The sequence below is a fragment of the Synechococcus sp. CCY 9618 genome, from assembly GCF_019038415.1.
Taxonomy (GTDB): domain Bacteria; phylum Cyanobacteriota; class Cyanobacteriia; order PCC-6307; family Cyanobiaceae; genus Cyanobium.
Genome location: NZ_JAFKRG010000034.1, coordinates 148,616 through 163,566, shown reverse-complemented (window position 1 = coordinate 163,566; position 14,951 = coordinate 148,616). Strand labels below are relative to the sequence as shown.

Annotated in this window: 13 protein-coding genes; 7 read left to right on the top strand and 6 right to left on the bottom strand. The window is 69.5% G+C overall.

The features are described 5' to 3' along the window. The first annotated feature begins 70 nt into the window (after positions 1–70). Positions 71–889 carry a sigma-70 family RNA polymerase sigma factor gene (locus KUG41_RS08295; protein ID WP_216903001.1) on the top strand — a complete coding sequence of 273 codons (819 nt, stop codon included), beginning with the start codon at positions 71–73 and terminating at the stop codon, positions 887–889. Here the strand turns inward: KUG41_RS08295 and KUG41_RS08290 are convergent. Beyond that, on the bottom strand, positions 837–1,028 hold the full coding sequence (locus KUG41_RS08290; RefSeq protein WP_216902999.1) for a sigma factor SigF: 192 nt from the start codon (positions 1,026–1,028) through the stop codon (positions 837–839). The genes KUG41_RS08295 and KUG41_RS08290 overlap by 53 nt on opposite strands. Before the next feature lie 175 nt (positions 1,029–1,203). On the opposite strand from KUG41_RS08290, the gene KUG41_RS08285 reads away from it, so the two are divergent. Together KUG41_RS08285 and KUG41_RS08280 are read left to right on the top strand one after the other, a co-directional pair. Then, complete coding sequence (locus tag KUG41_RS08285) at positions 1,204–2,868, top strand: DUF3370 family protein (RefSeq protein ID WP_371734081.1); 1,665 nt, start codon at positions 1,204–1,206, stop codon at positions 2,866–2,868. Between the two features lie 45 nt (positions 2,869–2,913). Next, positions 2,914–3,942 carry a J domain-containing protein gene (locus KUG41_RS08280; RefSeq protein WP_216902997.1) on the top strand — a complete coding sequence of 343 codons (1,029 nt, stop codon included), beginning with the start codon at positions 2,914–2,916 and terminating at the stop codon, positions 3,940–3,942. 930 nt (positions 3,943–4,872) lie between these two features. Here the strand turns inward: KUG41_RS08280 and KUG41_RS08275 are convergent. Beyond that, complete coding sequence (locus KUG41_RS08275; protein ID WP_216902995.1) at positions 4,873–5,367, bottom strand: allophycocyanin subunit alpha-B; 495 nt, start codon at positions 5,365–5,367, stop codon at positions 4,873–4,875. A gap of 120 nt (positions 5,368–5,487) precedes the next feature. On the opposite strand from KUG41_RS08275, the gene rlmD reads away from it, so the two are divergent. Beyond that, positions 5,488–6,858, top strand: a complete 1,371-nt coding sequence (gene rlmD / locus KUG41_RS08270) for a 23S rRNA (uracil(1939)-C(5))-methyltransferase RlmD (RefSeq protein ID WP_216902993.1) — start codon at positions 5,488–5,490, stop codon at positions 6,856–6,858. A gap of 27 nt (positions 6,859–6,885) precedes the next feature. On the opposite strand, the gene pheT is transcribed toward rlmD, so the two are convergent. Then, entirely contained in the window at positions 6,886–9,342 is a 2,457-nt protein-coding gene (gene pheT, locus KUG41_RS08265) for a phenylalanine--tRNA ligase subunit beta (RefSeq protein WP_216902991.1), read from the bottom strand. 113 nt (positions 9,343–9,455) lie between these two features. Here pheT and rpmG point away from each other — a divergent pair, with 113 nt between their 5' ends. The 3 genes from rpmG (at position 9,456) to KUG41_RS08250 (ending at position 12,006) form a co-directional block, all read left to right on the top strand. Beyond that, entirely contained in the window at positions 9,456–9,650 is a 195-nt protein-coding gene (rpmG, locus tag KUG41_RS08260) for a 50S ribosomal protein L33 (RefSeq protein WP_015108195.1), read from the top strand. Between the two features lie 87 nt (positions 9,651–9,737). Then, entirely contained in the window at positions 9,738–9,959 is a 222-nt protein-coding gene (gene rpsR / locus KUG41_RS08255) for a 30S ribosomal protein S18 (protein WP_006041316.1), read from the top strand. 1 nt (position 9,960) lies between these two features. Further along, a complete protein-coding gene (locus KUG41_RS08250; RefSeq protein WP_254216974.1) occupies positions 9,961–12,006 on the top strand; it encodes a ribonuclease catalytic domain-containing protein in 2,046 nt (681 codons plus the stop codon). An 11-nt stretch (positions 12,007–12,017) separates the two neighbouring features. Here KUG41_RS08250 and KUG41_RS08245 read toward each other — a convergent pair whose 3' ends face one another. From KUG41_RS08245 to KUG41_RS08235, 3 genes are read right to left on the bottom strand one after another with little or no spacing between them, the layout of a single operon-like run. Continuing rightward, the gene (locus KUG41_RS08245) at positions 12,018–12,326 is read right to left on the bottom strand and encodes a hypothetical protein (RefSeq protein WP_216902989.1); all 309 of its coding nucleotides are present in this window, start codon (positions 12,324–12,326) and stop codon (positions 12,018–12,020) included. A 37-nt stretch (positions 12,327–12,363) separates the two neighbouring features. Continuing rightward, on the bottom strand, positions 12,364–12,945 hold the full coding sequence (locus KUG41_RS08240; protein ID WP_216902987.1) for a hypothetical protein: 582 nt from the start codon (positions 12,943–12,945) through the stop codon (positions 12,364–12,366). Further along, positions 12,942–14,822 (bottom strand): FAD-dependent oxidoreductase, encoded by a 1,881-nt coding sequence (locus KUG41_RS08235; RefSeq protein ID WP_216902985.1) that lies wholly within the window; start codon positions 14,820–14,822, stop codon positions 12,942–12,944. The genes KUG41_RS08240 and KUG41_RS08235 overlap by 4 nt, the downstream gene beginning before the upstream one ends. Positions 14,823–14,951: the final 129 nt, after the last annotated feature.

The window sequence follows — 14,951 nt, the reverse complement described above, 5'->3', positions numbered from 1 at the left end:
CGTTGCCGCCGACCCGGCGACGTCGGCTTCTCCGTCCACTGATCCAGCCAGCCTTCCAGGCTTTCCGTCCATGGCCCAGTCCATTTCCAGCCTTCCACCGTCCTCCCCCTCCCGGAGATCCGGCAGGCCCAGCCGGCGGCCCTCCGTCGACAGGTTGATCGCCGCCCGCAATCGCCGCGTCGAGCGGTATCGCGCCGTGGTCCGGCCGCTGGCGGTCCACTACGCCCGCTGCAGCCCTGAATCGATCGATGACCTGCTGCAGGTGGGACTGATGGGCCTGATCCGGGCCGCAGAGCTCTACAGCGAAGAGCGCCAGACCCCCTTCGAGGCCTTTGCCCGTCCCCACATCCGCGGCGCCATCCTTCACTACCTGCGGGACTCCGCTCCGTTGGTGCGGTTGCCAAGGCGCCAGGCGGAACTGCAGGAACGGTTCAACCGGCTGTGCCATTCCCCGTCGGCCGGGGTCGCTGGGGGAAACGGGACCGATGTCCTCTGCCGGGCCCTTGGCGTCAGCGGGGAGGAGTGGCAGCGGCTGGAGGTGCAGCGGCTGCTGGCCCGACCCGCCAATCTCGACGACCCGGAGCTGGCAGAGGCGGTGGCAGCCTCAGCGGTGCAGGAAGCGCCTGCAGATGCTCTCCCATGTGCTGGGCAGGTCCCGGTGGCGGAACTGCTGGCCCTGCTGGAACCGCGGCAGAGTCTGGTGGTGCGGCAGGTGGTGCTTGGGGGCTGGAGCTACCGGCGGCTGGGACGCCAGATGGAGGTCAGTCCGATGACCGTGAAGCGTCTGCTGCACAAGGGACTGGAGCAGTTGCGGCAGCAGATGGATGCCCCTGGATTCAGACCTGGGAATCGGCCTGATCGCGGTGCATCTGCTGCTCCAGGGTGGTGATGGCTCCATTGAGGGCAGCAAGCTGACGCTCGATGCCATCCCTCCAGAAGCTGAGCATGCGTAGCTTGCGCTCCTGATACCGCCGCAGGGCACCGGATCCGGACTCCGATCCGGAGCAGTACCCGAAAGGTGGAATCATGACAAAATCTGCAGGTTTCCAACGTTCTAGCGAGCCCATCCTTCCGACCGGGGATCTCCGTTCCCCACCCCTTGCCAGGGTGGAACCACCGGCTCCATCCCCGCCAGGACCGTCCCTGCCATGGTGGACTCAGGTCCATGGTCTCCTCCAGCCCTCCTACCCCGCCAGTTGCAGTTTGAGATCGGTCGCTCCCATTGGTCCCATCGGTGTCTGGCTAGCGCTGGGTCTGGGGGTGGCAGTCGTCCAGCCGGCCCGCCCGGCCCACGCCTACGTGGCGTTGATGGCCGGCCAGCGGGCCCAGCCCCTGAACGGCACGTTCAACACCGTGCCGGTTCTGCATTCCAACCAGCCCGAGGAGGTGGAAGGCCCCGGGATCCTGATCAGCACTGCCCCCGGTTCCGCCTACGCCAGCGAAACGGGTCAGCCCCTGCGCAACGCCGAATTCACCTTCAACGGCGATTTCGGGATGCACCTCCACCACAAGTATTTTCCGACCAACCGCCGTTCCATTTCACCTTCCGATCGGCGGGCCGAGCTCACCCTTGCCGCGATCCTGATCAATCCGGGTGTCCGGCCGGTTCACATCCGTTTCATCAACGGAGCGGTGCGCAACAGCTTTGAAGCTCCCTACCTGGCCAACAACCTGATGGGGGTGAAGCCGCTGGGCCCCAGGCCCTGGAACACGGGGCCCGGGGATGCCACCGCCGTCCAGATGCTGCGTGGCCGGCTCGACAGCAAACTGGCCGACGAGATCACCATTCCGGCCCGCAGCCGCATCGTTCTCTTCCAGACCGATCTGCCGGCCCTGGGAATCGCCAACGCGCTTCTGCGCGGCCGCAGCGACGGACCGTTCCAGATTGCGGTGGTGGCGGCCAAGAACCCCCGCTCGGATGCGGACGTCCTGGCGGTGCTGGATTCGGCTCGCCTGGCTCCCGGCCGGGTCTACCTGAGCAGGATCAACGACATCCACAACCGGAGGATCTTCTCCCGTGTGGGTGGTGTCGCCCTGGGGGATGCCTACCAGGCGAGCATCAGCCACGATCTCATCAAGGAAGGCCCCCTGCATGTGCCCTTCACCAGCACCGATCGTCACAACTTCGGCACCAGGGATGTGCAGGTCAATCCGCTGGCCAGCCGCATGGTGGATTCCTCCCTCGACAACGTCGGCACCTACGGCGTGCGGTTCGACGTCGACCTGAATCTCAGGGGCAACGGTCCCTACGAACTGGTCATGAGCCATCCCACCCTGAGCGGCGGGCGTCCGTTCACGGCCTTCCGGGGCTCAATCCAGATCCAGACCCCTGCCGGTCTGCGGGAGGTCCATGTGGGGCTGCGCTCGGGCCAGAGCCTCTCCCTGGGCCAGATCGATCTGCAGCCGGGGGTGGTCAACCCCGTGCGCGTCAGCCTGGTGTACCCGGCCGATGCCACTCCGGGCCATCTGCTGAGCGTGGTGACCAGCAGCCAGCTGGCCATCGTCCAGGAGCGGGAACGCCAGCTGGAACTGGCCCGGGCCGGGGCCTCGAGTCGCCCGGCCGTACCGCCGGCCGCCCCGCCTCCTGAACTCACCATCGCCCCCACGCCCCGTGCCAACGCTCCTGATCCGGGGATCGGCACCGGCCCGCTTCTGCCGCCGCCTCAGATCCTCAGGCCCTCTCCCGTGCCCGGCTGGCTGAATCCACCGCCCGCTCTTCCCAGCCGGGGGGTGATGGCCCCATCCCCCCTGATCTCCCCCCTGCGCAACCGTTCCGGCGCCGGCAGCTCCGGCGGCACCCTGGTGGACCGCTACCGGGATGCCGTGGAGGCGCAGCAGCAGCTTCTGCGCGGCCAGCAGGCGCCCTGAGCGAGATCCTGATGCCAGCGAACCCAGCAGCGATGGAAGGCTGTCGTGGCTGAACACTCGAACGAGACGAAACAGCGCATCAGCCTCGACCTCACCCGCGAGCTGGTGGCCCACCTCGATGTATTGAAGAGGGAGTGGGGCATCCGCAGCCGCGGCGATGTGCTCGAGCGGCTGCTGGACGATCTCTTCTGTTCTCCCCAGGAGGAGGACGGGGAAGGGCCCGTCGACGATGCAGGCCCGAACCGGGAGCACCGGCCGGAGGAAGGGGAGCTCGATGAGCAGGGAGCCCTGGTGCTGGTGGGCCGGGGGGCACTCGAAACCCTCCAGGCCGAATTCGAATGGGATGGGCCCATGGAGGTGCCGTCCCCAAAGGGCCGCAGCAGTGGCGGCATCGATCTGCCTGGCTTCGTGCGGCGCCGTTCCGAGGGAATCAAACGCAGCCTGCGCCCTCCCGGGCCTGTGATGGCTGGAGGTCCACCCCTGCCCCCTCTCGCCGCGGAGATGGTTCAGCAGGCCATGGAGGAGGCTGTCAACCACTGGCTGGCCCTCTACGGCCAGCCGGCGAACGCCACGGTGCTGGAAGCGGCCATGCTCTGGCTCGCCCAGGACATCTGGCTCCAGTCCGATCAGAGCGACGGCCGCCCGTTCACCTGGACTGCCGCCTGTCAGGTGATGCAGCAGTTCATCCCTGCCTGGAGCGACGGACCACCGAGCTTCGGGCGGGTGATGGTCACCGCGGGGGTCCTGGAAGATCCCTTCAGCGGTTCGACCCTCACCCTTCGCATTCCCACCCTGATCCGTCGGTTCGTGCACCGTTTCCGCCGCCGCCGCCGCGGTACCTCCTTCCAGACCCTGGAGCACACCATGACCCTCCATGGCGCCCTGCGGCTGCTCCAGTTGCCCACCGACCCAGGGCAGCGACTGACCCTCGCCCAGATCCGTGAGGCCTATCGGGACATGGCCCAGAACCACCATCCGGATGCGGGGGGCTCGGTGGAGGCGATGCGGCGTCTCAACGAGGCTTACCAGCTGCTGAAGGAGCTGTACCGCCAGGGGGCCACCTCCGACCGCTGACATTGCATCGACTCAACAGTCCTGGATGGGACCATCCACGAGACCCATGGTACGTCCAGGATGAGACCCGTGAGTTCTTATCTGGTTGTCGCGCGAGGGGATCGCGTTCAGGCGCGACGCTGCCTGTGTTTGCTGATCTCAGACTGGACTCTGGGTGTGTCTTGCCATGCGGCTCAGACGCGAACCACAAGACTGGGAATTTTCATCGATTTCACCGGTCGCGAAGGGTGGCAGGTCCCCTCGGAATCCCAGCGCCTCCGTCGATGGATCATGCTGCCGGGCCCCAGGCCACAGGCTTATCCGCATGGACCAGCTGATCCCAGCCTGGCCAGAAAATGGACAGCCACAGAACAAGACAGGCAGCGGGTTCTTCACGCCTGCGTATCTGTCTTTGACACAGATACGCAGACCCTGAGCCCCCTGTGAACGCTTCAGGCTGGGGATGCGTTCGGGGAGGCTGTGGTGAGATCCCGTGGTTCCCGCCTAAGACTCGTACCTGGTCCCACCCTGCCTCTGAACCTGGACGCCTGAGAGCTCGATTGGGTCCGTGTCCGTATGGTCGAGCGTTGGGCGGGGGCGCCATCGGCCGGGACGGACAGCCTCAGCGCGTCCGACCATCTCATCCTGGACTGGGATTTGGTCCCAGTAGCAGTCCCGCTCTGGATAGATGCGATCAGCCTGCGAGCCCCCCCAGGGGCCCTATCGGACAACCGCGGCACGCCCCCCCCGATCACAGCCGAGCGGCTGCGGGCAAGACAGCCGCTGCTCTTCGCTGGTGCTCCCAAAGCCGAACCGCCCCAGACGAGGCCATGCCGGCCGGACAGAAGGAATGGGAGAGGGTCACACGCCCCAGGCTAGATGACTCAGAAGTCTCACCTGGGAACCACACTGGGTCCGGCTCTGGGTCTCATCAGAGACGCATGAGGACGATCAGGTGCTCGTCTGAAGCCCCTGGATCAGGTAGTCGAAATAGGGACCGGCCAGGGCGGCTTCCTCGGACGCGAGCAGCACCAGGGAGGCTGCCTTGAGGGTGCGCATGGCTTCCACCATGCCGGGCAGCGGCACGCCGAGGCTGTTGTACATCTCGCGGGCGCCCACCAGTCCGATCTGCTGGATCAGTTCGGTGCTGCCGGCCAGGACGCCATAGGTGACCAGGCGCAGGTACCAGCTGTAGTCACGCAGGCACTGGGCCCGTTGCTTCTGACCGAAGGCATTGCCGCCGGGGGCCACGTAGTCGGGTTTGCGCAGGAACAGCTGCTTGGAGGCTTCGGCGACGATCTTCTTCTCGTTGTCGGTCAGCACCCGCACCACGGCGAGGCGACGGGCCCCGCCACTGAGAAACTCCACCATCGAGCGCAACTCGCCGCCCGTGGGATAGCGGAGCTGATCATCGGCCTGGAGGATCAGATCGCGAACGACGCTCATAGCAGCGACCACAGTCGGCGGCATCCTATCGATGCCGACCCCCTGGACATGGTCCCGGGCGCAAGGTGTAACGCCCCTTTGCACGACCCCCGATAGGGTCGCACCAGTGGCGGAACCCCGATGGTTGCGGTGGGCGAAAAGCTGGAACTGGCGATCACCGACCTGGGCCACGAGGGTCAGGGGGTGGGGCGTCATGAGGGGCAGGTGGTGTTCGTCCCCGGAGCCCTGCCCGGCGACACGGTGCAGGTGCGCCTGCTGGCGGCGGCCCGCCGTCATCTGGTGGGCCAGCTCCAGCGCGTCGTGGCTCCCTCCGGCGACCGTCGCAGGTCCCCATGCATCCTGGCCGACAACTGCGGCGGCTGCAGCCTCCAGCCCCTCGAGGACGCAGCGGAGGCGGCCTGGAAGCAACGCAGCCTGGAGCAGACGCTGCAGCGCATCGGCGGCCTGTCCGCTCCGGTGCGACCCCTGCTGGCGGCCACGCCCACCCTCGGCTACCGCAACCGCGCCCTGATTCCCCTGGAGCGCACCGGCGAGGGACGGTTACGGGCCGGGTATTACCGGCGGGGATCCCACCGGATCGTCAACATGGCCCGCTGTCCGGTGCTCGACCCCCGCATCGACTGCCTGATCGCCCCTCTCAAGGCGGATCTGGAGGCCAGCGACTGGCCGGTCGATCGCCATGGGGGCGCCGGGGAGACCGACCAGGGCCCGGGCCTGCGCCACCTCGGTCTGCGGGTGGGGGTGGCCACGGGGGAGTTGCTGATCACCCTGATCAGCAGCCATGACGACCTGCCGGGACTGGCGGAGCTGGCTGACGCCTGGCGGGAGCGCTGGCCCGATCTGGTCGGGGTCTGCCTCAACCTGCAGCCCCTGCCCAGCAACCGGCTGATGGGCGAGGAGACCCGGTTGATCCGGGGCCGGGAGTGGATCAACGAAACCTTTGCCGGCCTGCGCTTCCGCATCGCTGCCGACACCTTCTTCCAGGTCAACACCCGCCAGGCCGAGCGCCTCGTTGCCTGCCTCAAGGAGGCGCTCGGCCCGGGCCCGGGAGGCGGGTCGCTGCTGGATGCCTATGCCGGCATCGGCACCTACAGCCTGCCCCTGGCCGCCGCCGGCTGGCAGGTGCACGGGCTGGAGCTCCATCCCAGCGCCGTGGCCATGGCCCGTCTCAACGCGGCCGCCAACCAGCTGGAGGAGCGGGCCCGTTTCGAGCAGGCCGACGTGCCCCTGGTGCTGGAGGAGCGGCTGCAGGGGATGGACGCCCTGGTGCTGGATCCGCCCCGCAAGGGGCTGGCCCCGGCCGCCACGGCTGCGATCCTGGCCAACCCGCCGGCCAGGATCGCCTACATCAGTTGCGATCCGGCCTCCCTGGCCAGGGATCTGGCCCAGTTGTGCGGCACCGGTGCCTATCGCCTCAACTGGGTGCAGCCGGTCGACTTCTTTCCCAACACCAGCCACGTCGAGGCCCTGGCGGCCCTGCAGCGGACCTGACGGATCAGTCGATCAGCAGGCAGCCGTTCAGCGACGCTGCTCCGCCCCGAACTGGCGCTCGAGGGCCTCGCGCACCCGCTGATGGGCCGCCTCCACCTCCTCGTCGGTGAGGGTGCGGACGCTGTCGCGGTACCGCAGGCGGAAGGCCTGGCTGCAGCGGCCTGCTGCCAGCTGGGCTCCCTCGTAACGATCGATCAGTTGCGCCTCCTCCAGGAGGGGCTTGCCCGCCTTGCGGATGGCCGCCAGCAGGGCGGAGGCGCTGGTGTCGACGGGCACCACCAGGGCCAGGTCACGCTCGGACGCCGGCACGGTGGGGTAAGGGCGGAAGGACGGCTGCCAGCGGTTGCGACGGGTGCCGGCCGTCAGCAGGGGCTCCAGTGCCAGCTGGAACACATAGGTGGCCGAGGGCAGATCGAGCGGCTCGGCCATGGCGGGATGGAGCTGACCGAACCAGCCCACCGCACGCCCTTCCACCAGCAGCTGGGCTGCCCGGCCGGGATGCAGCAGGGAGGAGTCCGCCCAGGGACGATCCTCCACCGCCAGGCGCAGGGGTTCGAGCCCGGCCTGCAGCACGCCGCGGGCCTGGAAATAATCGGGAGGGCTGGGCTTGCCGCTGTTGCGCCAGCGCTCGCTGCCCCGCTCGCCGGCGATCACGCCCACCAGCAGCGTGCGCTCGGCATGGCTGTCGGCGCTGTCGGCTGCTCCACCGGGGAACACCTGGCCGATTTCGAAGCCCCAGAACCCGGGTTGGGAGGCCTGCAGGTTGCGTCGGGCAGCCTGCAGAAGCTCTTCGTGCAGGTTGTCGCGCAGATGGCCGTAATCGGCCAGGAGCGGATTGGCGAGGGGCACCCGGCCCGGGGCCGCCGCCACCAGCGACAGAGCGCAGATCTCCTGCAGGCCCGCCGCGCAGAGGGCCCGCCGCAGGCGGCGCTCCAGCTGCTGGGCGGGCTCGAGGCCACCCGGCTCCAGGGGATCGGGCAGATGGCTGGCGAAATGGTCGTAGCCGACCAGCCGGGCCACCTCCTCGATCACGTCCACCTCCCGCTGCAGGTCCATGGCCCGCTCGGGGGGCACCACCACCCGCCAGCCGTCGTCCTCGGGACTCAGCTGACAGCCGAGGGCCTCCAGGGTGGCCGAGATGCGGCCGTCCTCCAGGTCCTGCTCCACCCCCTCCAGCAGCACCGGTCCCAGCAGGTTGTGCAGGGCGTCCCGGCGCAGGAACAGCGCGGTCACAGGCTCCGAGGCCTTCCGGTGCAGCCAGCGGCCCTCCACCCGGGCTCCGGCCAGCTCCTGCAGCAGTTGCACGGCCCGGTCGGCGGCCGCCAGGGTGATGTCGCGGGGGACGCCTTTCTCGAAGCGGCTGGAGGCCTCCGTGCGCAGGCCGAGCCTGCGGGCGGAGCGCCGCACCGCCTGAGGAGCAAAGACGGCCGCCTCCAGCCAGATGGATGTGGTGGTCTCAGTCACGGCCTCGGCCAGGCCGCCCATCACCCCGGCCAGGGCAATGGGATGGTCGGCGCAGGTGACCACCAGGGCTTCCTCGCTGAGCGCGCGCTCCTGGCCGTCCAGGGCCAGGAAGCTTTCACCAGGCCGGCCCTGGCGCAGGCCGATCCGCTCCGGCCCGGCGGCACCATCCACCAGGGCCGCCAGCCGGTCCCGGTCGAAGGCATGCAGGGGCTGGCCGGTCTCCAGCATCACCAGGTTGGTGATGTCCACCACGTTGTTGATCGGCCGCACCCCCGCCCGCTCGAGCCGCTGGCACAGCCAGCGCGGCGACGGCGCCACCTCCAGGTTGCTCAGGGCCGTCAGGCTGAACAGCCCCCCCGCCTCCATGGCGACACGGTCAGCCGCCGCCGCCTCCAGGGGATGGGCGGGGACTGCGGGAGCGGCCTCGGCGAAGCGGGTGGAGCCGCCGCTGAGGGCCGCCACCTCCCGGGCAATGCCCCGCATCGAGAGACCATCGGGCCGGTTGGCGGTGATCGCCAGCTCGAGCACCTGGTCATCCAGCCCGAGGCTCGGCCCCACCGGGGTGCCCAGGGGCGGCACAGCCTCCAGAAGGGTGTCCAGTTCGGCGATGCCGTTGCTGCCGTCGTCGAGCCCGAGCTCCTTCAGGGAGCAGATCATGCCGCTGCTGGCCACACCACGCAGTTCGGCCGGTTTGATCGTGAGTCCCACGGCCGGCAGGGTGCTGCCCACCAGGGCCACCGGCACGTGCTGGCCCATGCGCACGTTCGGCGCGCCGCAGACGATCTGCAGGGGTTCCGCCTGGCCCACCGCCACCGTGCAGACGCTCAGCTTGTCCGCATTGGGGTGGGCTTTGCGCTCCTGCACAAAGCCCACCACCACGCCGTCGGCCCTGGCCGCCAGATCCTCGATCGCTTCCACCTCGAAGCCGGCGATCGACAGCCGCTCCGCCAGCGTCTCCGGCTCCAGCCAGCCCGGCTCGACGCTGACCAGCTCCCGGAGCCATTGGAGCGAAACCCGCATCGGATGGGTGCACAGCAGCCGCCCACCTTAGGAAGCGGAGGGCGGGCATTCCCTTCGGGAGGTAAGGTGCTGAATCGTCTCCCTGCAACGCATACGCGGCGCAACGTCCTTCCATGGCCAAGAACAAGGGCGTCCGGCTGGTGATCACCCTCGAGTGCACCGAATGCCGGTCCAACCCCGCCAAGCGGTCCCCTGGCGTGTCCCGTTACACGACCCAGAAGAACCGCCGCAACACCACCGAACGGATCGAACTCAAGAAGTTCTGCCCCCACTGCAACGCCTCCACGGTCCACAAGGAGATCAAGTGAGGGACGCTTCCGACAGGAAGCGCCGCCTCTGATCCGTCCCCTGCAGCCGCAGTTCACCTCTTCGTTCCTTCCTTCCGTTCCGCTCCCATGTCCAGTTCCTTTTTCAAGAAACGCCTCTCGCCGATCAAGCCCGGCGATCCGATCGACTACAAGGACGTCGATCTGCTCAAGAAGTTCATCACTGAGCGTGGCAAGATCCTGCCCCGGCGGCTCACCGGCCTGACGGCCAAGCAGCAACGCGATCTCACCAATGCCGTCAAGCGGGCCCGCATCGTGGCCCTGCTGCCCTTTGTGAATCCCGAAGGCTGAGTTGCCTCCCGCAGCCGCCTCACGATCCTTCGCGGCGGGTGATCTGGTCGGCGTCCATGACGACGGCCGGTGCCTGCTGGCCGTGGTGGTGGGTGAGAAGGGCTCCCGGATCGATCTGAGGGCCGGCTTCGAAGCCAGGCCCCTGCAGCGGAGTGCACGGCAGCTCGATCGCCTGGCCTCCGCCCCCAGCGATCACCCCCTGCCCACCCGACTCTCCCAGCCTCCCTGGCGGCTCAGCCCGGAGGCCCTGCAGCAGGCCCAGCCGTGCCGCCGGGAACTGGCAGCGGCCTGGCTGCTGCTGGTTCAGGAGCCGGCGCCCCTCAGCCTGGCGGAGTTTGTCGACCTAGTCGGCGACGGCACGGACCACGCCCAGAGGGCCGCCTGCTGGTTGTGGCTCCAGGGAGCCCAGACCTTCTTCCGCTGGCGCCAGGGGCTGGTGGAAGCCCGTCCGCTCGTCGATGTGCGCCGCCTGCGCCGCGACGCCCACCGTCAGCAGCTGCTGGAAACGGGTCGCCGCCGCTGGCATGACACCCTGCGCCAACGCCAGCCGATCGCCGCCGACCAGCTGGCTGGTGAGCAGCGGGAACAGCTGGCCCTGCTGCGGCAGTGGGCCGGCGGCGACACCAGCCACCCCCTGCCGGACGCTCTGCTGCGCGCCCTGCAGGCGGCCCACTGCCATGCCGAAGCCGCACCGATCCGCCACCTGCTCGTCGATCTGGGCCAGTGGGAACGGCATCACCTCCCCTCCCTCGAGAACACCACCTGGCAGGACGGTTTCGCCCCGGAACTCGAAGCCGAGGCCGCCCGCCTGGTGGCCCTGGCCGATGGGGACCTGCCGGGTGACGAGCGTCGTCGGGATCTGACCGGCCTGCACACGGTCACCATCGACGACGAGGACACCCGCGACATCGACGACGGCCTCTCCCTCGAGACCGGAGCCGATGGGCATCCGCTGCTGTGGATCCACATCGCCGACCCCGGCCGGCTGGTGGAGGCGGACAGCCCCCTCGACCGGGAGGCCCGCCGGCGGGGAAGCAGCCTCTACCTGGCCCGGGGAGCCCTGCCGATGTTCCCCCAGTCCCTCAGTGCCGGCCCCTTCAGCCTGCGCATGGGCCGGCGCTGCCCGGCCTGGAGTCTCTGGGTGACCCTGGCGGACGACGGCTCCGTGGCCTCCAGCGGGCTGGAACGCAGCTGGGTGAAGCCCGCCTACCGGCTCAGCTATGGGGATGCGGACGAGCTGATCGAGCTGGCCCCGCCGCCCGAGCGCTACCTGGGGGAGATCCACGCTCTGATGGAGCTCAGGCGCCGCTGGCGCATGGCGCGGGGAGCGCTCAATCTGGATCAGCCGGAGGGAAGGGTGCGCTGCTGCGGCGACGAAGCCCAGCTGGAGATCACCGAGCCCTCACCGTCCCGCACCCTGGTGGCCGAGGCGATGATCCTGGCCGGTGCCGTGATCGCCACCTATGGCCAGGAGCAGGGGCTTGCCCTGCCCTACCGCAGCCAGCTGCCGGCGGAGCTGCCCCCCGCCGAGGAGCTCGAACGTCTGGCCCCCGGCCCCGTGCGCCATGCGGCCATCAAGCGCTGCCTGAGCCGGGGCCACCTCGGCACCACACCGGCCGCCCACTTCTCCCTCGGCCTCGCGTGCTACGTGCAGGCCACCTCGCCGATCCGGCGCTATGGGGACCTGGTGGTTCAGCGTCAGCTGCTGGCCCAGCAGCTGGGGGAGCCGGCCCTCACGGAGGCGGATCTGGCACCGCTGCTGAATGAGCTGGAGGGGGCGATCCGCCAGGGCCTGCTGATCTCCCGGGAGGACCAGCGCCACTGGCAGCAGGTGTGGTTCGAGCAGCAGGAGGTGCATCAGTGGCGGGGCACCTTCCTGCGCTGGCTGAGGCCCCAGGACCGGCTCGGCCTGGTGCACCTGCCGGAGCTGGCCATGGACGTGGCTGCGGAATGCCATGGCGATTTCGCTCCGGGGGATGCCCTGCTGGTGCGGTTGCAGCAGGTGGACTCCCAGCGGGACCTGCTGCGTCTCACAGCCAGCGGCTAGGCAGGGGCGGCTCAGGGGCTGAGGTTGTACTTGCTCATCGCCTGCTGCTTGCAGATGGTTTCCGCCTGGGCAATGGACGCCTTGGCGTTGACCTGCTCCGCCACGCAGGTGCAGGTGTCCTGTGCCAGTCCCTGGGGGGCCGCCTTGCCCGCTTTGGCGAAGTCGGCATCGACCGCGATGGTGCAGTAGTGAATGATCAGCTGATCGCGCATGTTGTTCAGCCCATCGGCCCGGGCGGGCTGGGAAGCCACCAGGACCACCGTGCTGACCAGCGCCAGCAGGGGGGCAAAGGGCCTGGAGTCTCTGCCGGTGACGGCCATGGAACAGCGACGATGAACTACCGCATCCTGGCCGAGATCATTCCGGCAGGCCCCGGGGACGTCGCCGCCAGAGCAGCAGCAGCACCACCCCCCCACAAGCCAGACCGACGGCCGCCGGGAACAGGGCGGTGGTCAGGGTCACCCGTTCCAGGGCCAGCAGCACCAGCAGATTGCGCAGCACGAACAGGGCGAAGAAGCTGATCCGTTCCTGCTGGGGATGGGTCCAGGCCCGCCGCAGGGTGGGCCCGAAACCGAGCAGATCCACCAGCGTGAGGATCGCCACGGCCCAGAGGGGGTCGGCGGTCAGAAACCAGAGGGGCAGCGCCGAAGCGGCTCCCGTCAGGAACAGCCAGTCACTGGTGGTGATCGCCCGATCGGGCCGGTGGGCGTTGGCCAGCCAGGCGATGGAGAAGGTGATCAGAGCAGAGATGCCGATGGGCCAGGCGCCGGCGCCGGCCCCGCCAGCGCGCTGGGCCAGGAACACCAGCAGGGTGGTGGAGCCCCAGATCAGCCAGGAGAACAGGTGGGGACGGGTGCGGCCCTGGCGGATCGAGTGGATGTAGGGCAGGAAGGCGGCGAAGGTGATCGCGATCGCGGCCCCGCTGAGCAGCACCCTCACTCCAGCCTCCGGGAGACCCGCAGCCAGGGGCCCCAGGGGTTTGCACAGCCGATCAGAGCCACCGGGGTCGGCCGATCGACGCCCAGCAGCCACTCGTGCAGGTCAGGTTCCAGGGTGATCACGGGCCAGGGGCCGTCTGCACCCTGCAACACGTAACCGCCTGCCCCATCGGCCATCAGCTCCCCCCGCCAGAGTCGTTCCCCAGGCTCGGCGGGAGTTGCGGCCTGTGGGGCGCGGTCTCCCCCGGCCGGGCCGGGTCCGGTCCCAGGCAGATGGCCGTGACGATCCAGTCGCTCCGGGGCTTCCAGGGCCTGCCGCTGCCGCTCACGCCAGCGGGGGTGATGCCAGGGGGTGTCCCACAGGGGCAGCACCCCGGCTGGGGCCACCGGATCGGCGATCAGCGCCTCCTGCAGGCGGCGCACCGCCAGGGCCGCCGGCTCCAGTCCGTCACGGACGCAGAGGGCGGCGGCCAGGCCCGCGGCCTGGCCGATATTGAGCACGAGGGGCTGGAGTCGGGTCGCCCCGTTGGCCATGTGGCTGACCCCCAGGCATTTGTCGGCCGCCAGCAGGTTGCTCACCCCCTCACTCACCAGGGCTCCATAGGGAATGGTGAATGGGGTGCCGCTCCAGCGTCCCCCCCAGCGGCAGCTCTTCGGGGCCAGGGGCCAGTCGCCACCGGGATAGTGGTGGTCGTTGGCGTAGTTGCCCACAGCGATGGCGTTGAAGGCGCCGTCGCCGTCCCAGCGCAGGGGAGCGATGCAGGCCCCGGGCCCCTGCGGAAGCAGATGCTGCTCCAGCACAAGCTCCCGGGCCACCAGTCGGCGGCCTTCACGCCAGTAGGGCATCAGCGCCAGGGATTCATCCCCGATCAGACGCCCGGCGGACGCCGCCGCCGGGCTGGGGAAGACAGCCCCCGGGCGCAGCCAGCCGCCGCCGGCCTGACGCAGCGCGGCGGCAAAGGCTTGGCTGTGGTCGCGCATGGCCTCGTACAGCGCCTGCTCGGCGGCGGCTGTCGTGGCGACATCGGGTCCAGCGCCGAGCTGTTCTGGAAAGGCCCTGTCCAGACCCCCATGCCAGTCATTGCCGCCCAGGGGCCAGTTCAGCATCACCAGTCCCCCCGGCAGCCGGCCATAGGTGAGGGTGCGCTCCAGCCCGAAGGACTGGGTGGCCCTGTGGAAGGGATCCTTCAGCCTGGGGGGCGATCGGCGCCAGGCCTCCCCATCAGGGGCGACGGGGCCCTGGCTCTCCTCCAGCTGGCCCATACACACCCAGGTGGGCGACTGGACGGGCTGCTCCCGGAAGAAGGGGTCGCTCTCCAGGGCCCCGGCCTCGGGAGCGCTGGGTTCCTGCCAGGTCTGCTTCGCCTCCCAGCCGAAGCGGAACCGCGCGTCGGCCAGGGGGAAGAGGTCACCCCGATCGCTGCCGTCGATGACGATGGTCGGCAGCAGGCGCCGGCTGGCTCCGTCCCGCTCCACGCTGAGGGCGACGATGCGGTCGCCCCGGCGCTCCACCTGGCGCAGCCGGCAGCCGGGCCACCATTGCAGCCGAGGTTCCGCGGCCAGCCAACGTCGCAGGATCCGCTCGGCACTGGCTGGCCGATAGCCGAAGCAGCTCACCCAGTTCTGGTCCAGTCCCTCCGGTTCGGCCCGCTGCAGGGCGCGAAGCAGGGCCCCCCAGAGCCCGGTCTGCCAGGGGGTGAGTTCATTCCCGTCCGGGGCGCAGACCCCGGCGGCGCTCACCATCCCCCCCAGCCAGGGTCCGGGGGTCAGCAACAGGGTGTCGGCGCCGGAGCGGGCCGCCTGCAGGGCGGCGGCGATGCCACCGCTTCCGCCCCCCCACACCAGCACCGCTGCCCTGTGATCGAAGCCCGTGCGCATCGGGAGGTGGGGAACCGGCGTCCGGTCGCCAGCATCCCATCCCACTGCAGGCCAGGCGGCGGGGGTCACCGGAGGGGCTGTGGCTAGGATCCGCCCCCCGGGCCTGGCCCAGCGGCATCGCGGGGAGAC

Bases quoted from the DNA above. Each gene is read 5' to 3' on its own strand.
- KUG41_RS08295 (WP_216903001.1), top strand. From the start codon at position 71: ATGGCCCAGTCCATTTCCAGCCTTCCACCGTCCTCCCCCTCCCGGAGA.
- KUG41_RS08290 (WP_216902999.1), bottom strand. From the start codon at position 1,028: ATGATTCCACCTTTCGGGTACTGCTCCGGATCGGAGTCCGGATCCGGT.
- KUG41_RS08275 (WP_216902995.1), bottom strand. From the start codon at position 5,367: ATGAGCGTCGTTCGCGATCTGATCCTCCAGGCCGATGATCAGCTCCGC.
- rlmD (WP_216902993.1), top strand. From the start codon at position 5,488: ATGGTTGCGGTGGGCGAAAAGCTGGAACTGGCGATCACCGACCTGGGC.
- pheT (WP_216902991.1), bottom strand. From the start codon at position 9,342: ATGCGGGTTTCGCTCCAATGGCTCCGGGAGCTGGTCAGCGTCGAGCCG.
- rpmG (WP_015108195.1), top strand. From the start codon at position 9,456: ATGGCCAAGAACAAGGGCGTCCGGCTGGTGATCACCCTCGAGTGCACC.
- rpsR (WP_006041316.1), top strand. From the start codon at position 9,738: ATGTCCAGTTCCTTTTTCAAGAAACGCCTCTCGCCGATCAAGCCCGGC.
- KUG41_RS08245 (WP_216902989.1), bottom strand. From the start codon at position 12,326: ATGGCCGTCACCGGCAGAGACTCCAGGCCCTTTGCCCCCCTGCTGGCG.
- KUG41_RS08235 (WP_216902985.1), bottom strand. From the start codon at position 14,822: ATGCGCACGGGCTTCGATCACAGGGCAGCGGTGCTGGTGTGGGGGGGC.